We start from the raw sequence: 22,492 nt of genomic DNA on the forward strand, positions 1-22,492 counted from the left end.
CTTCCAGGAAGCTGGGGCGATCCACTTTGCAACGCGGACTTCAGCCTCCGTGGCACAGGCCAAGGCTCTGGTTTGCCGGCACCGCCACATCGATCAGCTTCTCTTGAGCAAGTCGAGTTCGCTCATCAGCCGTTATTGCGCGAACCAAGTTCGCGCGTTCACTACGTCGGCGACGGTGGTTTCCATCCGTCTGTAATAATTTCCTGTATCCATCGAAATAGCGGTGAACGCGCTGTCTTTCTCTTTGATCGACAGCCGATCTTCAGCGATCCTGCGGTTCTGTTAGTCAACGCACGGTTAGACTGGCGCATCCGTTATATTTTTTGTATCGCACGTGGTAACCCGACCGCTGCAATCGTGCGGTACGCCCTAGTGGCGTACTCTTGCAAAACGGGATGCGAAAGTGACGTGGCTTGTTGAAGGAACTTTTTAGCTTGTTCGTGGTCATCGATGTAAATCAATGACCGAGAACATTGATCCGAACAATCCATTGATATAGCGCAGTTCATTTTCGCGCCTCCGTTTTGTTTCGATCCGAATCGAGGAAGAATGTGGGGTCGGGTACCGGTCTACTCCGCGTTGGTCACCATTTTACAAGGACAAAAGTCATGGATAATCAAAAGTCGAGCGAGGGAAAAGGCGTTGACGCCAGCAAGCAAAGCGGCAGCAGCATTGGCAAGGACGACAAGTCCAGCAGCCTGAACAAGAGCAGCAGCGGTTCGTCGGGCAGCCTGTCGGGCGCCTCGTCGCAGAGCGCCAGCCCATCCACGGGTTCGAGCAGCGGCGCCATGGGCGGCGCCAGCAGCTCCGGCAACGCCGGCGCCACCGGCGGTTCGAGCGGTGCGGGCAGCAGCGGCGGCCTGAGCGGCTCGTCGTCGTCGGGTTCGACCGGTTCATCGCTGTCGGGTTCGTCGAGCGCAGGCTCGACTGGCGCGATGGGTTCGTCGTCGACCGGCTCGTCGTCGAACGGCTCGTCGTCGACCAATTCGTCGGGCTCGGGCTCCTCGATCACCGGTTCGTCGCTGTCGGGTTCGGCCAATGTCGGCTCGTCGTCGGCAGGTTCGACCGGCGCCATGGGCAGCTCGTCGTCGGGCTCGTCGGGTTCGTCGGGCACTGGCGCCCTGGGCAGCTCGTCGGTCTCCGGCGGTTCGGGTTCGACCGGCGGTTCGTCGTCCTCGGGCGCGCAGGGCGGCTCGACCGGCACCAGTGGCAGCACCGGCGGCGATTCGTCGTCGAGCGGCATGATGGCCTCGATGAAGCCGGAAGAAATGCACAAGACAATCGACAAGGCCGCCGAGGCAGCCCAGCCGATGGTCGAGCGCGTCGTTTCCTCGGCCCACGCCGGCGTCGACAAGCTGAGCGGCCTGCTCAGCGGTGCTTCGAGCCAGTTCAGCAACCGTTCCGCGCAAATGAACGACACCTATCAGCAACTGGCTGATTCGGGCCGCGAATACGTGCGCAACAAGCCAGGCACCGCCGTGGCCATCGCCCTCGGCGCCGGTTACATCCTGGCCAAGCTGCTCGGTGGCAGCCGCCGTCGCGACTACTGATCGGTAGCGCTTCACCAGACGTATCCCGGCCGAGATGACGCTCGGCCGGGATGCCGTCTTTCGAATAACAATAATCGAGGCTAAATCATGCAAGCTCAATCATCGAGTGCGACGACGCACGTCCCTAGCCATGGGGCCGATGCCGTCGAAACCGCACGCTCAGGCGTTTCCTGGGGCGCGATCCTGGCCGGCGCAGCAGCCGCCTCCGCACTGTCCCTCGTGCTCTACCTGCTGGGTTCCGGACTCGGCCTTTCCGCCGCTTCCCCCTGGTCGGACAACAGCGGCGTTGCTTTCGGCATCGGCGCCATCCTCTGGATCACGCTGACCCAGCTGGCTGCTTCCGCCATCGGCGGCTACATGGCCGGGCGCCTGCGCGTGAAATGGGCCAGCCTGCATACCGATGAAGTCTATTTCCGCGACACCGCGCACGGCCTCCTCACCTGGGCGGTCTCGACCATGCTGGCGGCGGCCCTGTTCTCGGGCGTGATCGGCAAGATGACCGGCACGGCCGTCGACGCCGGCGCCGGCGTGGCGAAAGCAACGATGGCCAGCGGCGCCGCCGCGACCGCAGCAGCTGCGCGCGACAATGGCGAGGGCGCCGGCGGCAATCCGCTCGACTATTTCTCGGACATGATGCTGCGCACCGACAAGCCCGACACGACCGGCGGCAGCGCCGACCTGCGCCAGGAAACCATGCGCATCCTCGCCAATGCGGTCAAGAACGGCAGCCTGGACAGGGATGACCGCGCTTATCTGGCCAGCCGCATCGCCGCCCGTACCGGCCTGGATCAAGCCGCCGCCGAGAAGCGCGTCGACGACGTCTACGCCCGCGGCGCCGCTGCCGCGGCGAAGGCCAAGGCCACGGCCAAGGAAGCCGCCGACACCGCCCGCAAGGCCGCGGCCGGCACGGCGCTGTGGCTGACGGTCGCCCTGCTGGTGGGCGCCTTTGTCGCCAGCTGGTGCGCCACCCTGGGCGGCAAGCTGCGCGACGGCGTCAAGCATCGCTAAGTAGCAACCATTAAACCAAGGAGAACGCTATGAAGTCGATTCTGTTGTGGCTCGTCGGGGTTCCGATTCCGATCATCATCCTGCTCGCGATTATTTTCTGAGCAGTCAGGTAGCAAATAAAAACGCCGGCAGAAATGCCGGCGTTTTTATTTGGCGGTCGTAACGCGTGGGCTCGGAGAGCCCACCCTACGTTACGCGACGGCCGCTGGAATTCCTTGAAGCGGTCGTGCACCGTAGGGTGGGCACCCGTGCCCACGCGTCTGCGCCGTCAATACAACGGCAACCCTATTTCATCGCCGACGGCGCCACCGTCCGCACCGGCTCCTTCGGCTGCCGCCGCATCCTGCGCACGCCGCGATTCATCAAGTCCTTCAGATCGTCCACATAGGTGAACACCGCCGGCACCACCAGCAGGCTGAGCAGCGTGGACGTGATCAGCCCGCCAATCACCGCAATCGCCATCGGCGAGCGGAAACTCGGGTCGCCCGACAACCCCAGCGCCAGCGGCAGCATGCCGGCGCCCATTGCGATGGTCGTCATGATGATCGGCCGGCTGCGCTTGTGGCAGGCGTCGACCAGGGCGTCGAAGCGGTTCATGCCGGCTTCGCGCGCGAGGATGGCGTAGTCGACCAGCAGGATCGAGTTCTTGGTGACGATCCCCATCAGCATGATCAGGCCGATCATGGTCGGCATCGACAGCGCGCTGCCCGTCAGCAGCAGGGCGATGAAGGCGCCGCCGATCGACAGCGGCAGCGCCGCCAGGATCGTGATCGGCTGCATGAAGTCGTGGAACAGCAGTACCAGCACGCCGTAGATGCACAGCACGCCGATCGCCATCGCCACGCCGAAGCTGGCGAACAGCGCCTGCATCTCCTGGGCGTCGCCCAGTTCCGCGATCTGCACCGAGGCCGGCAACTGCTGGAAGGCGGGCAGGGCGCGCGCCTCGGCATTCACGTCGCCCAGCGAACGGCCGCCCAGCTCGACGTCGAGCGTCACGTTGCGGCTGCGGTTGAGGCGGTTGATCTCGGCCGGGCCGCTTTCCATCGTAATGTCGGCGACGGTCGAGAGCAGCACGGGCCCGCGCGCGCCCGGCACCGTCAGGCGCCCGATCGCATCGAGGTCGGCGCGCACCGCGTCCGGCAGTTTCACGCGGATCGGGACCTGGCGCTCCGACAGGTTCATCTTCGGCAGCGCCTGTTCGTAGTCGCCGGCGGTGGCGACGCGCACGGTTTCGCCGATGGCGGCCGCCGTCACGCCAAGATCGGCCGCGCGCGCAAAATCGGGCCGCACGATGATCTCGGGGCGCACCAGGGAGGCGCTCGAACTGACGTTGCCGATGCCCTGCAGGCCGCGCAGCTCGCGCTCGGCGCGGCGGGCGGCGGCGGTGAGCGCGGCCGGGTCTTCGCTGCGCAGCACCAGCTGCAGCTTGCCGCCGGTGTCGGCCTGGCCGACGTTAAAGCGCGCGCCGGGAATGGCGGACAACTCCGTCCGCATCCGGCGTTCCAGATCCGAGAGCGATTCGTCGCGGTCGCTGCGGTGCGAGGTCGTCACCGTCAGCACCGCGCGGCGCGCTTCGGCCGAGGCGCCGGGGGCAAAGGCGTCACCGCTGGAGCCGCCGCCGATGGAGCTGAACACGCTCTTCACGCCGGGCACGCGCATCGCCGCCAGGCGCGCTTCTTCGGCCACGCGGTGGGTTTGCGCCAGCGTCGAGCCGGGCGGCAGTTCGACGTTGATGATGGTCTGGCCGCGGTCGGCCGCGGGCACGAAGCCCGTCGGCAGCAGCGGCACCAGCGAGATCGAGCCGACGAAGAACAGCAGCGAAGCGATCGCCGTGATGCGGCGGTGGCGCAGGCACCACTGCATGCTCGCCATGTAGCGCCGCATGATGGCGCCATCCTGCTCCACGTGCGGTTTCGACGGCTTCTTCATGATGTAGGCCGCCATCATCGGCGTCAGCAGGCGCGCCACCACGAGCGAGGCCAGGATTGCCAGCACCGCCGTCCAGCCGAACTGTTTAAAAAAGCGCCCGGGAATGCCGCCCATGAAGGCGGTCGGCAGGAACACGGCCACCAACGAGAAGGTCGTCGCGATCACCGCCATGCCGATTTCGTCGGCCGCCTCCAGTGCCGCCTGCATCGGCGTCTTTCCCATGTGCAGGTGGCGCGCGATGTTTTCGATCTCGACGATGGCGTCGTCGACCAGCACGCCCACCACCAGCGCGAGCGACAGCAGGGTGACCATGTTGAGCGTGTAGCCGAACAGGTACTGGCCGAGGAAGGCCGGGATCACCGACAGCGGCAGGGCGGCGGCGGCGACAAAGGTGGCGCGCCAGTCGCGCAGGAACCACCACACCACGAGCACGGCCAGCACCGCGCCTTCGTACAGCATCTCCATCGAGGCGTCGAAGTTTTCCTGCACCGGCTCGGCGTTGTCCACGACCTCCTTCAGGATCACGTTCGGGTGCGCCTGCTGCAGCTCGGCGACCGCGGCGCGCGCGCCTGCGGCGATCTCGGTCTCGCTGGCGCCGCGGGTGCGGAAGACTTCGAAGCCGACCACCTTGCGCCCGTCCTGCTCGGCCAGCGCGCGCGGCTCCGACACGCTATCGATCACGGTGGCGATCTCGCTCAGCTTGACGTGGCGCCCGTCCGGCAGCGGAATATCCATGCGCGCCAGTTCCTGGGCGCTGGCGACGGTGGCCAGGGTGCGCACCGACTGCTCGGCGCCGCTCACGTCGCCGCGGCCGCCAGGGGCTTCGCGCTGCACGTTGCGCAGCTGGCGCGATACGTCCAGTGCCGACACCCGCAGCGCCGCCATGCGCGCATCGTTCAGTTCGACCCGCACTTCGCGGTCGACGCCGCCCACGCGTTTCACCGCGCCCAGGCCCGGCACGCCGAGCAGGCGCTTCGACACCGTGTTGTCGACGAACCAGGACAGCTCCTGGTCGTCCATGCCGTTCGTGCCGGCGCCGGCGCCTGTGCCCGTCCTTGCGGCGGCGGTGAAAGTAAGGATCGAGCGCCCGGCGGTGGCGGCCTTGGTCACGCTCGGCTCGCGCATCTCGGCCGGCAAGTCGGCGCGCACCTGCGAGACGGCGCCGCGCACGTCGTTCTCCGCATCCGACAGGTTCTTCTCGAGGATGAATTCGACGGTGACCGTGGCCACGCCGTCGAGCACCTTGGTGTAGATGTTCTTGACGCCTTGCAGGGTGGCGACCGAGTCCTCGATCTTGCGCGCCACCTCGGTTTCGAGCTGGGCGGGCGCGGCGCCGTCGAGCGTGGCGGTGACGGTCACGATCGGCAGTTCGATATCGGGGAAGAACTGGACTTTATTGGCCTTGAAGGCGAGCAGGCCGGCCAGCGTCAGCAGCGCGAACAGCAGGATCGCGGGGATCGGGTTACGGATGGAGAGGGCGGAAAAATTCATGGTGTCCTCAGCGCGCCGCGACCTTGGCCGGCGCGGCCGGCGGCGCCTGTACATTGCGCACCAGATCGCCGTCGTTCAGGAAACCGGCGCCGCTGACGACGATCTGCGCGTCCGGCGCCAGGCCGCTGACGACTTCGATGCGCTCACCCAGGCGGCGCCCGGTGCCGATCTTCAGCTGGCTCACGCGGCTGTCCGGGTTCAGGCGGAAGACGTAGCTGAAGCCGTCGCGCACGGCGATCGCCTGCTGCGGCACGGTCAGCGCGTTCGAGGCGCCCAGTTCGAATTCGCCGCCGGCGAACATGCCGGCCTTCAGGGGCGCGTTGGTCGACAGGGCAGGCGGCAGGTCGACATAGACCAGGGTGGTGCGCGTCTGCGCATCGACCGTCGGCGCCACCGTGCGCACCTTGCCGACGACTTCGCTGCCGCTCGCGCCTTTGACGCGCACGCGCGTGCCGGGCTTGACGCGGCCGATGTCGGCGGCCGGCAGTTCGGCGCGCCATTCGAGGCGGCCCTGGCGGATCAGGCGGAACAGCTCGGTGCCGACGCCGACCACGGCGCCGACGGTGGCGCTGCGCGCCGAGATCACGCCGCTGTCGGGCGCGACTACCTGCGTGTACTTCAGGCGTAGCTGCTGCTGGTCGAGGGTGGCTTTGGCGGCGGCCACGCGCGCGCTCGCGGTGCGGGCGGCGGTGGCCCACTGGGTCGCTTGCTGTTCGCTGACGGCGCCGGAACTCTTCAAGTCCTGGCCACGTTTCGCGTTCGCGGCCGCCTCGGCGGCATTCGCCTGGGCTTCCTGCAGCGCCGCGCGTGCCTGCTCGACGTCGGCGTTGACGGTATCGGCCGAGAACACGGCCAGCACTTCGCCCTTCTTGACCACGTCGCCTACGTTGACGCGTACTTCCAGCAGGCGCAGCCCGCCCGACTCGCTGCCGATGACCGCTTCCTGCCAGGCCGCGACGTTGCCGTTGGCGGCCAGGCGCAGCGGCAGTTCGGCGGTGCTCGGACGGGCGGTGGTGACGGTCAGGGCCGGGGTGGCGGGCGCCGTCTTCTTCTCCTCTTCCTTGCCGCAACCGGAGAGGGCGGCGAGGAGCAGGACGGTCGAACAGGCGAGGAGGCGTGAGCGTGGTGTCGAGGATGGCATGTGCTTGAATTCCGGTTCCATGGTCTGGCAAGGCGGTTGCCTTGAGCGCAATGGAGCAGTTTATCAAAAAGGCACGAAACACCACGCAAATTCATGCATTTGAAGCTACCCGTGCGTCATCAGCTCCCGCGCAGCAGGAGCACGGCCAGCACCAGCATCAGGCTGCCGGTTGCCGCTTCGATCATGCGCCACACGGCGGGACGGCCCAAGACCGGGGCGAAGCGGCGCGCACCCAGGCCGAGCGCGCTGAACCAGAGCACCGAGGCGGCCATGGCGCCAGCCGCGAAGGAGCCGCGCTGCTCGCCGGCCAGGCTGCTGCCCACGGCGCCCAGCAGCACCACGGTGTCGAGATAGACGTGGGGATTCAGTAACGACAGCGCCAATACCGTCGCCAGTGCGCGCTTCAGGCTCGTGCGGCTGTCCTGCTCCCCGAGCGCGAGCGCCGCGCCGCCGCGCAGGCTGCTCGCCCAGCAGCGCCAGCCATACCAGGCAAGGAAAGCCGCACCACCGTAGCGCGCCAGCGCAAGCAAGGGCGGCGAGGATTCGATCACGCTGCCGAGGCCCGCCATGCCGAGCGCGATCAGCGCCACGTCGACCACGATGCAGGCGAGGACGGTGGCCAGCACGTGCTCGCCGCGCACGCCGGTGCGGATCACGTGGGTGTTCTGGGCGCCGATGGCCATGATCAGGCTGGCACCCAAGCCCAGGCCTTGCAGGAAGATTTGTTGGGAAAACATGACAGCTCCACGAATCAGGAGCCGGTATTTTCCCAAGCGCAGGCCGCTACTTCAATTATATTCATGATTATTAAGGGTGCTTAAGTTTCGCTAATCTATGAAAATCGATCCCCGCCGCAGCAGCGCCTTCGCCGCCGCCATCGACACCGGCAGCCTGGAAGGCGCGGCCAGCCAGCTCGGCATCACGCCCTCGGCAGTCTCGCAGCGCATCTCGGCGCTGGAACAGGAACTCGGCACGCCGCTGCTGGTGCGCAGCCGGCCCTGCCGGGCGACCGTACCCGGCATGCGCCTGCTGCAGTACCTGCGCCGCAGCCTGCTGCTGGAAGCCGAATTCCTGGCCGAGATGGGGATGGACGCGGGGCCGGCGCGCGTCGCCCTGGCCGTCAACAACGACACGCTGGCGACCTGGCTGTTGCCGGCGCTGGGCCCGATCCTGGCCGCCGAAGGGCTATTGGTCGAATTCGTGCTCGACAACCAGGGCCACACCTTTGCCCTGCTCGAAGAAGGGCGCGTGCTGGCCTGCGTCTCCGGCAAGCCGCAGCCGATGCACGGCTGCACCGCGACGCCGCTCGGCCTGATGCGCTACCGGATGGTGGCTGCGAGCGGCTTCGCCCGGCAGCGCTTCCCCGACGGTCTTACGCGCGAGGCGGCGGTGCATGCGCCCGTGGTGGTGTTCGACCGCAAGGACTCGCTGCAGTCGGCCTTCCTGCGCGAACACCTCGGCCTGCCCGAGGGCAGCTATCCCTGCCATTACGTGCCGGCCAGCGACCCGTACGTGGAGGCGATCCGGCTCGGCTTCGGCTACGGCATGCTGCCCGAGGAACAGTGCCGGCGCCTGCTGGACGCGGGCGAGCTGGTCGAGCTGGCGCCGGCGCTGCCGGTCGACGTGCCGCTCTACTGGCATGCCTGGCGCATCCAGCCGCAGCGCCTGGAGCGCATGGGCGCCGCGCTGGTCAAGGCGGCACAGGCCGCGCTGTTACCGCTGCCGCTGCCCTAGCGTGCGGCGCGCCGGGCGCGTAGGAGGGCGCTAGAATGGCCGCATCGAAGGAGGCCGCCATGAACATGCCGCTACTGATCGCCGCCGTGTGTACCGGCTTGCCCGGCTGTGCAGCCGGGCAGGCTTTTTCCGAACCAGGCGCCGCCGCGTCCACCACGCAGTGCGCCGTCCAGGAAGAAAAGCCACGCGCCGCGAGCGCCTTGCCGGCGCGCGCCGCCACGCACTCCGAACCCCAGCGCGGCAGCATCGCCGCCACCGGACGCATACCGTCGTATGCCGATACGCCGTCAGCCCGCGCGATGTCTGCGGCGACGGCGCGCGCCGAGGCTGCGGGCGCTACGAAAAATAGTGTGCAAGCCACATGCGCCGATCAGGTCGTGCCGCATGCCCGTGAAAACGGCAGAGCCGGGATAAATGGATCTTGATCGCACCAATTTTGTGCAGCGCAGCTTGCCAGCGGCATTTTTATGATGCGTCGCATCATAAATAGCTGAGATGCATAACGATCGTCAGAAAAGTCTTACGAAGACAGAGGGAGCAGTCCCATTAGTGTGGTAGTTCTACTGTATTGCGACGCACAATAAATCGGGTTATATTGGAAGCGTCTCCTCCAGTTTTTCTCCGAAATTCTGGATTGCCGCCCGCTACCGCAAGGTATGCGGGCGTTTTTTTTGGCTCGTAGGGTGGGCGGGGGATAAAAGTCCCCCGGACTCTTATCCCCCGCCCACCCTACGGGTAACTCGGTTACGTCAGTGCGAAGTTCGTCAGACACCCTCGCCCTGGAAGGACTCGGCGCGCCAGGTCAGCACCAGCGTATCGCGGTAGCCATGCTCTCCCAGCGGCTGGATCGGCGTCGATTCGTGAATGACGGCGGCGTCGTCCAGCAGCAGCAGCGTCCAAGGTTCCGTCATCGTGAAGCGCTGGCCGCGCGGGCCGTGGGCGTCGAAGACGCGGGTCTCGCCGCCCTTGATATTGGTGCGGCCGATCAAAATCACGGCCACGAAATCGACGCCGTCGCGATGCGCTCCTTCCGGCGTCGGGCGGCCGATGCCGTCGGCGGTATCGATGCGGAACTGGTGCGCTTCCACATACCAGGGCTGCGCGTTCTTCACCTGCGAGCAAACCGCGCCCAGCGAGCGCACCAGCTGCTGCCAGGCCGGCTGCATGATGGTGCCCGCTTCGATCGGCGCGAACAAACGGTGCATGCCGCCATGCAGGGCGTTGTATTCGACCGGCTGCCAGTGCGCGCGGTGCGGGGTCTGCTGCAGCGCCTTGCCGTCGTCGACGAAGCAGGAGTGGCGCCGGCGGCGGTAGCGGCCGCCGTCCTTCAGGTAGTTGTCGAGTTCGAGCCGATCCCAGCTCGGCATCAGCGCGTCGAGTTCGGCCAGCGTGCAGCCGGCAAGGCGGGCGACGTCCGCCGGACGCAAGAGGGCGTAGCCGTCGCCGAGCAGGGCTTCGGCAAGGCGGGAAGGGTCGCTATAGGGCAGTTCGGATAGGTTCATGCCCGGTAGCGTAGCAGTTTTTACCAGGGCCGGCGAAAACCGGCCCTCGGGCTTACCAGGTCTTGGTGAGCGTCAAACGGAACGAGCGCGGTTCGATCGGATGGAAGTGGATATCGTCGCGCGGCGACAACTCCCCGGCCAGCTGCGACGCATAGTAGTAGTCGATCGCCGAGTCGCGCCGGTTCGCCAGGTTGAAGGCCTCGAGCTCGAGCTGCAGATCCTTGCCGATTTTATAGCCGACGCGCCCGTTGAGCGTGGCGCTGCCCTGCGAGCGCACGCTGTTGTCCTCGATGAGCGGACGCGGGCCGAAGTAGCGCAGGCGCAGCGCGCCCGACCACGGGCCCAGCTTGTCGACGGTGAGCGCGAGCTGGCCCACGCCTTCGACCGCGCCGGGAATCCGGTCGCCGTTGCGCGAACGGGCGCGCGCATAGGCCGCGTCGAAGTCGAGCGCCAGCCATTTCAGGGGCCGCCAGTAGTGCGAGAACTCGATGCCGGTGCGGCGGCTGGCATCGCCGGCTTCGGTCATGCCGGCATCGCCGATATAGGTCAGCTCGGAATCGAAGTCGAGCCGGTACAGCGAGACTGCCGTCTGCATCTTCGGGATCGCCTCGGTACGCAGGCCCAGTTCCATGCCGCGCGAACGCACCAGGCCTGGTGCACGCTCGAGCGGATACAGGGTCGCCGGATCGATCGCCGCCACCGTGCCGCGCGCGTCGTTGCTGTGGAAGCCGTGGCCGTAGTTCAGGTAGAACTCGGTGGAGGCGAAGGGCGCCAGGATCAGGCTGAACGACGGGCTCAGCTGGGTATCGTGGGCGCGGCCCGTGTTGGCGGCCAGGTCGCTCTCGACATCGAAGCGGTAGCGGTCGGCGCGCACCCCCATCATGGTGCGCACGGCCTTGTTCCAGCGCGTGGCGCTTTCGATGAACAGGCCGCCGCTGGTCTCGACCACATGGTCTTCGCGCGTGGTGCTCAGGCGTTGACGGGCGCGGGTGTCGTACAGGCCGTTGTAGATGTTGTCGTTCTGGAGGCGCGCGCCCACCGTCAGGTCGGAGGCCATGGTCTCGCCGCGGTGCAGGTGCCAGGTCTGGGTTGCATCCAGGCCGCTGGTCACGCGCCGATCCGGCTGGGCGAACTGGTCGCCGTTCACCGGATCGTTCATGAAATAGGTGAAGTTCGAGAACAGGTCGAGCTGGTTGCGGATCACATACGCGCTCAGTTTCGAGGACGACTCGGCGCCGGTCTGGCGCCAGATACCGGAGAGACTATAGCGGCGCGCGCTGCCGCCGTCGCTGTCGTCGATCGCGTCGAAGCGTCCCAGGCTGCCGTCTTCGACAGCGCGCAGCGGGATCTGGTCGGTCGCGTTCCAGGTGCCGCGGTAGGCCATGGCGGTCACGCTCCAGCCGTTGTTGGTATAGCCGCGGCTGTAGCGCAGCAGGCCGTTGCGCTTGCGGTAGTCGTCGGGCCGCGTCCAGGGGCCGTCGTTGTCCATCAGTTCGAGCGCGTAGAGCAGGGTGCCGCCGGCCAGCTCGGGCGAGCCGGCCAGCATCGCGCGCCGGAAACCGTCCTGGCCGAGGGTGGCGCTGGCGACGTCTTTTACGAGACGGTTCGCATAGCTGATCTCGGCGCTGCCGGCCGAGGCGAAGTCGCCGTCGCGCGCCGAATAGGGGCCCTTGCGGTAGTCGAGGCGGCCGACCAGTTCCGGGATCAGGAAGTTCACGTCCGTCCAGCCCTGGCCGTGCGCGTGGCTGCGCTGGTTGACCGGCATGCCGTCGACCCAGGTGGCGAGATCGGTGCCGTGGTCGAGATTGAAGCCGCGCAGGTAGAACTGGTTCGCTTTACCTTCGCCGCTGTGCTGGCTGGCGATCAGGCCGGGCATCGCTTCGAGCATTTCGCCGGGCCGGTAGGCGGTGCGCGCGGCCAGCTCCTTCTGGCCGACGGTACCGGCATTGGCCGAGTCGGCGATGCCGAGCTGGCTCATGCGCGAGCCTTCGACCAGCACGCGCTGCAGCACGAGGTCGTCGGCGAGGACGGAAGCCGAGGCAAACAGCGTGGCCAGCGCAAAGGATAGTGGGCGAATGCGGGGACGACTCGGGATCATGAATGCCTTTAGCGGGTGGACTGTTCGAGTTTGTTGCGGTCGAAGCTCAGGGTGCGCACGGCATTGCCTTCGTTGAGATTGACGGTATTGACCTGATCCGGCAGGAAGTCGATCAGCACGTTGTCATGGATGGCGCCGGCCTTCCATAGCGGGGTCTGTTCGATTTCCTGGAACACGGTGATCTTTTCCGGATCGGCCGTCATACCGACCCAGCGCACCGCGAGCGGCGTCTTGTTCTGATCCAGCACGCGGAAGCGGCCTTCGACATACTTGCGCACCGCTTCCTGGTCTTCCGGGTCGGAGAGGTCGAACTGGCGGCCGTACAGGTTCGCCAGCAGGGCCTCGACGTCGTGCGCCATGTAGGTGTGAACGATCTCGGTGTTGCCGGTGCGGGCATTGAAGGCGATGTCGGTGATGCCCGCGTGGAAGCGGTGGGCGCAGGCCTGGGTGCTGACGAGCAGGAGGGCCAGGGCGAAGAGGCGGAGGAGGTGCTTCATAAATATCCAGGTAGGGTGGGCGCCCTGCGCCCACGCGGTTACGTGTGCATGCATTTTCCGTTGGTGGTGGCATATCGCTCGAAACGACGACCACGGCCCGCGGCCCTTGCATGCGTCGCGGGCGGTATGTTACCGCCGGCGACGTTGGATACGTGCGTAACGCGTGGGCGCAGGGCGCCCACCCTACGTTACTGTTCCTTTTTTGGTTCTTCCTTGGTCTTCAACTTGGTATTGAAGTCCTTCATCATATCGCCGCCGCTACGCTCGGTCTTGAACAGTTCCAGGCGCGACGGGGTCAGCTTGCGCGGCCAGGCGTTGTTGTTCTGGTCGATGTCGGCAGTCTCCCAGAACGGATCCTGGGTCAGGCCCGTCATCGGTTCGTCGGTGACGATCAGCTTGGTGATCTTCTTCGGCGAATAGCGCCAGACTTCGGCCGGGATGCGCTCGATGTACTTCTTGCCGCTGGCCAGCTGGATCTCGAGCACCAGCGGCGTCACCGTTCTGCGTGCTGACCGTGTACTCGCTGATGCCGTCCACGCTCACGTCGACCGCGTCGGTCGTGTAGAACCAGCCGCGCCAGAACCAGTCGAGATCCGTGCCGGAAGCGTCTTCCATGGTGCGGAACAGGTCGGCGGGCGTCGGGCGCTTGAACTTCCAGCGGCGGCCGTATTCCTTGAAGGCGAAGTCGAACAGCTCGCGGCCGAGCACCGTTTCGCGCAGCACGTTCAGGGCGGTGGCAGGTTTACCGTAGGCGTTCGGGCCGCGCTGCAGCACCGACTCCGAATTGGTCATGATCGGCGTCTGGTTCTTGCTGCGCATGTAGTCGACGATGTCGCGCGGCTCGCCGCGTCGCGCCGGGTAGTTTTCTTCCCAGGCCTCTTCGGCCAGGAACTGGAGGAAGGAGTTCAGGCCTTCGTCCATCCACGTCCACTGGCGCTCGTCCGAGTTGACGATCATCGGATAGTAATTGTGGCCGACCTCGTGGATGATCACGCTGATCAGGCCATACTTGGTCGCTTTCGAATAGGTGAGGGCGCCGGTCTTTTTATCCTTGGTCGGACGCGGGCCGTTGAACGAGATCATCGGGTATTCCATGCCGCCGATCGGGCCGTTCACCGAAATCGCGGTCGGATACGGATAGTCGAACGAGTACTTGTTGTACTGCTCGATGGTGTGGACGATGGCTTGCGTGGAATACTTCTCCCACAGCGGGTTGCCTTCCTTCGGATAGTAGGACATCGCCATCACATCGGTATCGCCGCTCCTCATGCCCTGCGCGTCCCAGATGAACTTGCGGCTCGAAGCGAACGCGAAATCGCGCACGTTCTTCGCCTTGAAGCGCCAGGTCTTCATGCTGGTAGCGCGCTTCTTTTCGGCGGCTTCCGCTTCCGCCTGGGTGACGATGATCACCGGCTTGTTCGACTTCTTCGCGCGCTCCAGGCGCTCGCGCTGGGCCGTGGTGAGCACTTCGCCGGGATTTTGCAGCTCGCCGGTGGAGGCGACGATGTGATCCGCGGGCACGGTGATGGCGACATCGTAGTCGCCGAATTCGAGCGTGAACTCGCCGTCGCCCAGGTACTGCTTGTTTTGCCAGCCGGCGACGTCGTAATAGGCCGCCATGCGCGGGAACCACTGGGCGATCTCAAACAGATCGTTTTTATCCTCTTTGTCGAAACGCTCGAAACCCATGCGGCGGCCCAGCACGCTCGCTTCGGGAATGTTGAAGCTCCACTCGAGCGCGAACGAGACGCGCTGGCCAGGCTTCAGCGGCTGGGGCAGGTCGACCCGCATCATGGTCTTGTTGATGACGTGGCGCAGCGGCTGTCCGTTGGCGCCCTTGACGCTGGCGACCTTGAAGCCGCCGTCGAAGGTGCGGCTCTCGAAGGCGAAGCGGATCGCGTCGAATTTCACGCCCTCCGCGCCGCCCTTTTGCCAGGCTTCGCGCGAGGGGATGGTCGAGATGTTGCGGTTGTCCGAGTCGCCGCGGAACATGTTCTGGTCGAGCTGCACCCACAGGTAGTTGAGGGTGTCGGGCGAGTTGTTGTGGTAGGTGATGGTGCCGGCGCCGGTGATGGCGCGCTTGGCTTCGTCGAGCGTCGCGCGCAGCTTGTAGTCGGCGCGCTGCTGCCAGTAGGCGTGGCCCGGCGCGCCGGAGGCGGTGCGGGTGGTGCCCGGCGTCGGCAGCAGCTCGTCGAGCTGGCGGAATTTGTCGTCGAACGGGTCGGCGGCGTGGGCGGCGCTTGAAACGGCCAGCACGAGGGTGAGGGCAAGGTGCTTCATTTTCATGGGTATTCGATTGGTTCTGAATGAAACAAACCGGTGGCCGCGCTGTTCGCGCAACCACCGGCTAAAAACGGAGGGACGTAAGGTGGGCAGGTTCCCCGCCCACGCGTTCAACGACGCATCACTGCACCGGCGGCACCGTCTCCTTCTTCGGTTCCTCGGCGGTCGCCGCCTTTTCTTCCTTGGTCTTCAACTTGGTATTGAAGTCCTTCATCATGTCGCCGCCGCCACGCTCGGTCTTGAACAGCTCCAGGCGCGACGGGGTCAGCTTGCGCGGCCAGGCGTTGTTGTTCTGGTCGATGTCGGCGGTCTCCCAGAACGGATCCTGGGTCAGGCCCGTCATCGGCTCGTCGGTGACGATCAGCTTGGTGATCTTCTTCGGCGAATAGCGCCAGACTTCGGCCGGGATGCGCTCGATGTACTTCTTGCCGCTGGCCAGCTGGATCTCGAGCACCAGCGGCGTCACCNGGTAGCGCCGCTCGCGGTCGGCGAGCAGGCCAGCCCAGAACGGATCCTGGGTCAGGCCCGTCATCGGCTCGTCGGTGACGATCAGCTTGGTGATCTTCTTCGGCGAATAGCGCCAGACTTCGGCCGGGATGCGCTCGATGTACTTCTTGCCGCTGGCCAGCTGGATCTCGAGCACCAGCGGCGTCACCAGGCCGCCGATATTCGTGAAGTCGACCAGGTACAGGTGCTTGCCCGAACTGAGCAAGGCCTTTTCCCAGTCCTCGAGCTTTTCTTGGCCTTCGTTGAACTTGTTGCGGTCGGCATTGGTGACATCCGGATCGTGCGCCTGGCGCACCTGATNCACCAGCGGCGTCACCAGGCCGCCGATATTCGTGAAGTCGACCAGGTACAGGTGCTTGCCCGAACTGAGCAAGGCCTTTTCCCAGTCCTCGAGCTTTTCTTGGCCTTCGTTGAACTTGTTGCGGTCGGCATTGGTGACGGTGAAATCGTCGTGCTCGTTATAGAAATCCTTCAGCTCCGGGTGCGCGTCGACGCGGCGCGGCATGCCCTTGTTGCGCTGGTCGGTGAGCGAGGCCGGCTCGGCTTCGCGGAGTTTACGGCGCCAGGCCTTTTCGATTTCCGGATTCTGCGTGCTGACCGTGTACTCGCTGATGCCGTCCACGCTCACGTCGACCGCGTCGGTCGTGTAGAACCAGCCGCGCCAGAACCAGTCGAGATCCGTGNTTCTGCGTGCTGACCGTGTACTCGCTGATGCCGTCCACGCTCACGTCGACCGCGTCGGTCGTGTAGAACCAGCCGCGCCAGAACCAGTCGAGATCCGTGCCCGAGGCGTCTTCCATGGTGCGGAAGAAATCGGCCGGGGTCGGGCGCTTGAACTTCCAGCGGTTCGCGTATTCCTTGAGGGCGAAGTCGAACAGCTCGCGGCCCAGCACCGTCTCGCGCAGCACGGTCAGCGCGGCGGCCGGCTTGGCGTAGGCGTTGTTGCCGAACTGGAGGAGGGACTCCGAGTTGGTCATGATCGGCACCTGGTTACGGCTCTTCATGTAGTCGGTGATCAGGCGCGGCTCGCCGCGCATCTCCGGCCAGTTCTCTTCCCAGGCTTCCTGGGCCAGGGTCTGGACGAAGGAGTTCAGGCCCTCGTCCATCCAGGTCCACTGGCGCTCGTCCGAGTTGACGATCATCGGGAAGTAGTTATGGCCCACTTCATGGATGATCACGCCGATCAGGCCATATTTGGTGCGCTTCGAATAGGTCAGTTCGCCCGTCTTCTTGTCCTTGGTCGGACGCGGGCCGTTAAAGGTGATCATCGGGTATTCCATGCCGCCCACCGGGCCGTTCACGGAAATCGAAGTCGGGTACGGATAGTCGAAGGAGTACTTGTTGTACTGCTCGATGGTGTGGACGATCGCCTGGGTCGAGTACTTCTCCCACAGCGGATTGCCTTCCTTCGGATAGTAGGACATCGCCATCACGTCGTTGTCGCCGCTCTTCATGCCCTGGGCGTCCCAGATGAACTTGCGGCTCGAGGCGAAGGCGAAATCGCGCACGTTCTTCGCCTTGAAGTGCCAGGTTTTATTGGCGCCGCTGGTCACGCCCGCGCGGGCTTTTTCGGCCGCTTCGGCTTCCGCCTGGGTGACGATGATCACCGGCTTTTTCGCGGTCTTCGCGCGCGCCAGGCGCTCGCGCTGGGCGGCGGTGAGCACCGCGCCCGGGTTCTGCAGCACGCCGGTCGAGGCGACGATGTGATCCGAAGGCACCGTGATCTCGACATCGTAGTCGCCGAATTCGAGCGTGAATTCGCCGGCGCCGAGGAACTGCTTGTGCTGCCAGCCGTAGACGTCGTAGTAGGCGGCCATGCGCGGGAACCACTGGGCGATCTCGAACAGGTCGTTCTTGTCTTCGTCGAACTTCTCGTAGCCCGAACGGCCGCCGAGCACCTTCTGCTCGTTGATCTTGTAGTTCCACTCGACGTCGAAGGAGAAGCGCTGGCCCGGTTTCAGGGGCTGGGGCAGGTCGATGCGCATCATCGTGCGGTTGATGACGTAGGCCAGCTTGCGCCCGCCCGCCTTGACGCCCGTGATGTTGAAGCCGCCGTCGAAGGTCAGGCCTTCGAAGGTCGTGCGCAGGGCGTCGAACTTCATCCCTTCTTCCGGGCTGCGCGGCTTGGCCCAGGCCTCGCGCGAGGCCGAGGTCGCCGACATGCGCGCGTCCGAGTTCGGCTTGTAGATGTTCTGGTCGAGCTGCAGCCAGAGGTAGTTCAGGGTATCCGGGGAATTGTTGTGGTACGTGATCGTTTCGCTGGCGCGGATCGCACGGTTCGCCTCGTCGAGCGTGGCGCGGATCGTGTAGTCGGCGCGCTGCTGCCAGTAGGCATGGCCCGGCGCGCCCGACGCGGTGCGGATGGTCGATGCGGTCGGCAGCAGCTCGTCGAGCTGGCGGAACTTGTCGTCGAAAGGATCGGCCGCGAAAGCGGACACGCTCAGGCATAGCGTAGCCAGGGCGATTGGCAAACGGATCATGTTTCCCCTGTTTTTATAAGTAATTTTGGAGAAACTATTCTAATGGTATCTTTCAGGCAAGCTTGGGCGCGATTTGTAAAAAAGCTGATACATGACGCGTATGCAACACGAATAGGAAGTACGTGCGCGGCGCTCATGCCAGCAGCTTCAGGTCGAACGCGCGCTCGGCGAACCAGACGGCGGCCAGCAGCACGATGAAGGCGGAACCGCCGGCCAGCACCACACGCCGGTAGAACAGGCCGCGCCGCATGGCATGGGCCAGCGGCAGGAACAGCGCGACAATGGCCAGCTGGCCGAGCTCGACGCCGACATTGAAGCCCACCAGCGACACCACCAGCGCGTCTTGCGGCAAGCCGAGATCGGCCAGCACGCTGGCGAAGCCGAAGCCGTGGATCAGGCCGAAGCCGAAGGCCACCAGCGCGCGCCAGCGGTGCACGAGGGGCCACAGGTTGTTCAGGGCGGCCAGCACGACGGAAGCGGCAATCGCCGACTCCACCAGGCGCGAGGGCAGGGCAAGCGCGCCGAGCGCCGCCAGGCTCAAGGTCAGCGAATGCGCCAGCGTGAAGGCGGTGACGATCTTCAGGACGTCGAGCGCCGAGGCGCGCAGCGTCTCGCGGCCCTGCCATTGGCCGGCCTGGCGCACCAGCACCGCCGGCAACAGCAGCGACACCAGGAACAGGATGTGATCGAAGCCGATCCAGATATGCCAGACGCCATGTCGCACGTAGTCGGCGAACTGGCGCCAGCGCGACGGCGCAGCCAGCTCCAGCAGCTGGCTGCGCGCATCCGGCGCGAAGATTGCGCTGCTGGTGACCGTCCCGTGCGTCAGGCGCAACAGTCCCTTGTGCTGGGGATCAATGTCGAACAGGAGGCCGTAGTCGACGGCGAGCCGGGCGACCGGCCCCGGGCAGGCGCCCTGCAGGCGCAGCACCGCATAGGCACCGTCGGTATGCTCGTCGATCATGTGCTGCGTCACGCGCAGGGTACAGGGCGTGCCGCCGTCGGCGAGTTTCAGTCGCGCCAGCGCATAGGCGCCGATCGCCTCATGCCGCGCGCGTACTTCGTCCCAGGTGATCGCGGCGTCGCCGTCGGCATCGAGGCCGATGGCCATCTCGAGGTCGCGCAGGGCGATGTCCCACTGGCCCTCGATGCGTTCACCGCGCACGTCCAGGCTCAGGTAACTGTCGCTGGCCTTGTGCGCCTGTGCGGGCAGCGCCCAGGCGAAGCACAGCAGCAACAGCAGCAGGCAGCGCGCCCTCACGTCCTGTCTCCAATCTGCGCCAGCGCGGAGGCCAGGGTCGCGTCCTCGACCCGGCTGCCGGCCAGCCAGTCGCGCACCAGGGCGGCCGCTTGCGGATCCCGGCTGGCGGCGGCGGCCTGCGCCAGGATGCGCAGGTCGGCCGGCTCCTTCTGCACTGCCCAGTTCAGTTTGGCCAGGCGGACGGCGGCGCTTGCGTCGCCGCGCAAGGCCAGTTCGTAGCGCGCCTGTTCGCGCTGGTGCACGGTGTCGCGGCGCCGCATGGCGGCGTCAAAACGCGCTGCCAGGTCGGCGCTGGCCTGGGCCGCGCCGGGCGCACCCACGGCCTTCAACGCGATGGCATAGCGCAGCAGCAGCGCATCGGCCGCCGTTTTGTCCTTCAACAGTGCGACCACCTCGCGGGCACGGCCGCGATCGAGCAGCAGATCCGCATAGGCGCCCAGCAGGTAGCTGTCGAGCGGGTCGAGCGCGAGCGCATCGCGGAAGTGCGCCTGCGCCGCGTTCGGGCGGCCCAGGCGCGCGGCCATCTCGCCGAGCAGGGTGGCCACCCAGGTGCGCAGCTCGGGCGGCGCGTCGGCGCGCGCCGCGTAGGTCTGGCGCAGGCGTTCGTAACTGGCGTCGGCCTGGCCGCTGACGCTGCCCACGCTTGACAGGCAAGCCTGCACCACCAGTTCCGGAGCGCGCGAATACAGGCGCATGCAGCTGGCGTGCGCGCTCCTGAAATCGCCCGTGATGGTCTGCACGGTGGCGCGTGTCAGCCAGGCCTGGCTGTTGCCGCTGTCGCGGCGCAGCACCGTGTCGAGATCGGCCAGCGCGGCGCCGAACTGGTGCGTGCTCTGGCGCAGCGTGGCGCGCAGCACGAGCACCTCCGATGGCGGTTGCGGCTGCGACCACCAGGGCGCGAGTGCCGCTTCGGCATAGCCCAGGTAGCGGGGATCGCCGTCGCGCCGGCTTTGTTCGATATAGCGACGCGCGACGGTGGTGGCCAGGCCGAGATCCTGCGGCCGGGCGCCGAGCGCTGCGCGCAGGCCCTGCAGTTCGCGCCGGGCCGGGGCCAGGCCGCCCGGCAGGCGTTCGAGTACCTGGGCGCCGCTGGCCGGAACATGGGGCGCCGCACCCGCGATCCCGAGGACGCAGGCGCAGCAGGACAACAAGACGAACTTGCCGAACATGGAGACTCCGTAGAGCGCGGGACGGCGCACCGTCCCGCGCGGGTGGACGCTGCTCAGCCGACCGGTGCCGGCTCGGTGTTCTCGGGCTTGGTCTCGGTCACGGCGTCGATCGATGCCGGTTCGGCGTCATCGAGCAGGGCGTTGACGCGCGCGAGCACGTAGTCGAAGAACGAATCGCTCGCCACCGGCGGCGGGGCCGGGGTGCCCCCGGTCGGTGGCGGCTCGGAGAACCTCGTCTTGCTGTCGCCGCCGCAGCCGCCCAGGGCGAGCGCGGCGCAGAGGGCCGCCGCAAGGGCGGCGTGCCTGGAGAAGTGGGTGGACATGATGTGCCTCCTCGCTTACTGGTTGCCTGGCAGCGGCGTGTTCAGGTAAGGGAAGCCCGCCTTGAAGCTGCTTGCGTCCTTGCGCACGCCGTCGGTCAGCTGCAGGCCGCCGGCCGGTGCGTCGGCCGGTTTGCAGCCAACGCCGAGCGCATCGTTCGCACCCGTCAGCACGCACAGCGCACCCATCGCCACGCGCAGCGAGACGTCGACGATATCGTCGGCGGGGCGGCGTCCGTTCGGGAAACCGGCGTTGTCGCCGGCGGCCACGCCGAGTGGATTCTGCGCGCCCGCCGCGGTCGGTTCGATCGACGTATTCAGGCGCAGCATCTCGGACGCGACGACGTTCTTCGGCTGGTTCACGCCGGGAATCCCTTTCAGGAAGGCGGTCACGAGGTCGGTACGCGGGAAGTTGGTCGGCGCCTTGGCCGACGGGAACAGGGTTTCCACGACCGCCGGCAGCACCGGATTGGTCACGTAATTGGCCCATTGGGCGTCGTCCTTCGGCTTCGAGGTATTGAAGCGATCCTTGTCGTCCATGCCGATGATGACTTCGTTCACCAGCGGCATCCCGAGGCGCGAAACCTGGGTCCAGGCGCCGCCTTCCTTGACCGCGCCGTTGATGCTCGAGGCGGGGGCCGGATTGATCAGGCGCGCCTGGCGCATGCTGGCCGTCGCATAGGCGCCGATGACCGGCTCTCCGGCAACGGCAAGGCAGCCGACCGGCAATTCCATCGCAATCGTGCTGACGTTCTTGTTTTCCAGGTCGTTCTTGTTGCCGGCTGTTTCGGCGCCGAGCGGGTTCAGATTGAACAGGTCGAAAATCTTGCCGACCGCGATATAGAACGGCTCCTTGCGCTGGCCGACGAACACGCGGCCGGTGCCGCAGCCCGGCACGTTGATGTCGTAGATGTGCTGGTTGGCATAGGTCTCGTAGCCGCCGGCGCCACCGAAGACCTTCTCGCCGATGTTGTCGACCGGCTTGTCGAATTCCGTCGCGCCGTTGGCGCCGGCCAGGCGCGTGCGCGTGCCGCTGCGGCGGTCGCCCTTGACCATGTCGATGGTGTAGGTCTCGCGCACATTGAGGGAAGCGGGATTGACGCCGCTGATGGTCGACGAATTGATCAGCGGGATCAGCACCTGCTTGCCGCCGATGGTCAGCGCGGTGCGCTTCGAGGTGTTCTTGAAGCGCACCTGGAAGGTGATGTCTTCTTTGGCGTCGCCGTTATTGTCGACATGGATCTCGTACATCGCATTCTGGTCGAACTGGTAGAAGTTCGGGCCTCCCTGCGGATCCTGGAACGGGATGAAGTTCGCGATCATCGTCACGAAGCCGCTCCGGCCAGGCGCGTAACTACGGAACATGTAGAAGTCGGTACCATCGACCTTCGGTGAATTCGTCAAAAATGGCGCCTCGCGGTGACTCGACGCGCCGGCCGGCACGGACAAAGCCATGCATGCCGCCCCTGCCAATGCCACGATCGTACCTAGGGATTTCTTGTGTTGCTGTCTCATCTCGCTC

At 66.1% G+C, this 22,492-nt stretch carries 14 protein-coding genes and 3 pseudogenes; 4 read left to right on the plus strand and 13 right to left on the minus strand.

Translation table 11 applies throughout. From position 1 onward, the window contains the following. Positions 1 to 608: 608 nt before the first annotated feature. Entirely contained in the window at positions 609 to 1,550 is a 942-nt protein-coding gene (locus ASF77_RS16290; RefSeq protein WP_056341441.1) for a YqjD family protein, read from the plus strand. 87 nt (positions 1,551 to 1,637) lie between these two features. Continuing rightward, positions 1,638 to 2,558, plus strand: coding sequence for a hypothetical protein (locus tag ASF77_RS16295; protein ID WP_056341442.1), 921 nt, complete (start codon positions 1,638 to 1,640; stop codon positions 2,556 to 2,558). Between the two features lie 285 nt (positions 2,559 to 2,843). Here ASF77_RS16295 and ASF77_RS16300 read toward each other — a convergent pair whose 3' ends face one another. The 3 genes from ASF77_RS16300 to ASF77_RS16310 all read right to left on the minus strand — a co-directional run bounded on the left by ASF77_RS16300 (position 2,844) and on the right by ASF77_RS16310 (position 7,856). Then, the gene (locus tag ASF77_RS16300) at positions 2,844 to 5,978 is read right to left on the minus strand and encodes an efflux RND transporter permease subunit (RefSeq protein WP_056341444.1); all 3,135 of its coding nucleotides are present in this window, start codon (positions 5,976 to 5,978) and stop codon (positions 2,844 to 2,846) included. 7 nt (positions 5,979 to 5,985) lie between these two features. Next, positions 5,986 to 7,119, minus strand: a complete 1,134-nt coding sequence (locus ASF77_RS16305) for an efflux RND transporter periplasmic adaptor subunit (RefSeq protein ID WP_056342263.1) — start codon at positions 7,117 to 7,119, stop codon at positions 5,986 to 5,988. A gap of 119 nt (positions 7,120 to 7,238) precedes the next feature. Further along, the gene (locus ASF77_RS16310) at positions 7,239 to 7,856 is read right to left on the minus strand and encodes a LysE/ArgO family amino acid transporter (protein ID WP_056341448.1); all 618 of its coding nucleotides are present in this window, start codon (positions 7,854 to 7,856) and stop codon (positions 7,239 to 7,241) included. A gap of 97 nt (positions 7,857 to 7,953) precedes the next feature. On the opposite strand from ASF77_RS16310, the gene ASF77_RS16315 reads away from it, so the two are divergent. Then, positions 7,954 to 8,853: a LysR family transcriptional regulator ArgP gene (locus tag ASF77_RS16315; protein WP_056341450.1), complete on the plus strand. Its 900-nt coding sequence runs from the start codon at positions 7,954 to 7,956 to the stop codon at positions 8,851 to 8,853. 35 nt (positions 8,854 to 8,888) lie between these two features. Then, entirely contained in the window at positions 8,889 to 9,278 is a 390-nt protein-coding gene (locus tag ASF77_RS16320; protein WP_056341452.1) for a hypothetical protein, read from the plus strand. A 339-nt stretch (positions 9,279 to 9,617) separates the two neighbouring features. Here ASF77_RS16320 and ASF77_RS16325 read toward each other — a convergent pair whose 3' ends face one another. From ASF77_RS16325 to ASF77_RS16365, 10 genes and pseudogenes are all read right to left on the minus strand, one after another. After that, positions 9,618 to 10,355, minus strand: a complete 738-nt coding sequence (locus ASF77_RS16325) for a 2OG-Fe dioxygenase family protein (protein ID WP_056341454.1) — start codon at positions 10,353 to 10,355, stop codon at positions 9,618 to 9,620. Positions 10,356 to 10,407: 52 nt separating this feature from the next. Then, a complete protein-coding gene (locus ASF77_RS16330; protein ID WP_056341456.1) occupies positions 10,408 to 12,453 on the minus strand; it encodes a TonB-dependent receptor in 2,046 nt (681 codons plus the stop codon). 8 nt (positions 12,454 to 12,461) lie between these two features. Beyond that, a complete protein-coding gene (locus ASF77_RS16335; protein ID WP_056341459.1) occupies positions 12,462 to 12,950 on the minus strand; it encodes a DUF6702 family protein in 489 nt (162 codons plus the stop codon). A 188-nt stretch (positions 12,951 to 13,138) separates the two neighbouring features. Next, a pseudogene (locus tag ASF77_RS16340) lies at positions 13,139 to 15,236 on the minus strand (M1 family metallopeptidase). Between the two features lie 465 nt (positions 15,237 to 15,701). Further along, positions 15,702 to 16,040: pseudogene (locus tag ASF77_RS24390) on the minus strand (hypothetical protein); the annotation flags it as partial. A gap of 384 nt (positions 16,041 to 16,424) precedes the next feature. Continuing rightward, positions 16,425 to 18,220, minus strand: a pseudogene (locus ASF77_RS16345) (M1 family metallopeptidase); the annotation flags it as partial. A gap of 133 nt (positions 18,221 to 18,353) precedes the next feature. Beyond that, the gene (locus tag ASF77_RS16350; RefSeq protein WP_056341461.1) at positions 18,354 to 19,481 is read right to left on the minus strand and encodes a HupE/UreJ family protein; all 1,128 of its coding nucleotides are present in this window, start codon (positions 19,479 to 19,481) and stop codon (positions 18,354 to 18,356) included. Beyond that, positions 19,478 to 20,650: a tetratricopeptide repeat protein gene (locus ASF77_RS16355; RefSeq protein WP_056341463.1), complete on the minus strand. Its 1,173-nt coding sequence runs from the start codon at positions 20,648 to 20,650 to the stop codon at positions 19,478 to 19,480. The genes ASF77_RS16350 and ASF77_RS16355 overlap by 4 nt, the downstream gene beginning before the upstream one ends. Positions 20,651 to 20,703: 53 nt before the next feature. Further along, positions 20,704 to 20,973: a hypothetical protein gene (locus ASF77_RS16360; RefSeq protein ID WP_056341465.1), complete on the minus strand. Its 270-nt coding sequence runs from the start codon at positions 20,971 to 20,973 to the stop codon at positions 20,704 to 20,706. A 15-nt stretch (positions 20,974 to 20,988) separates the two neighbouring features. Next, positions 20,989 to 22,485 carry a DUF4331 domain-containing protein gene (locus ASF77_RS16365; RefSeq protein ID WP_056341468.1) on the minus strand — a complete coding sequence of 499 codons (1,497 nt, stop codon included), beginning with the start codon at positions 22,483 to 22,485 and terminating at the stop codon, positions 20,989 to 20,991. Positions 22,486 to 22,492: the final 7 nt, after the last annotated feature.

Origin of the sequence: Massilia sp. Leaf139 (assembly GCF_001424165.1) — a bacterium.
Taxonomy (GTDB): domain Bacteria; phylum Pseudomonadota; class Gammaproteobacteria; order Burkholderiales; family Burkholderiaceae_D; genus Telluria.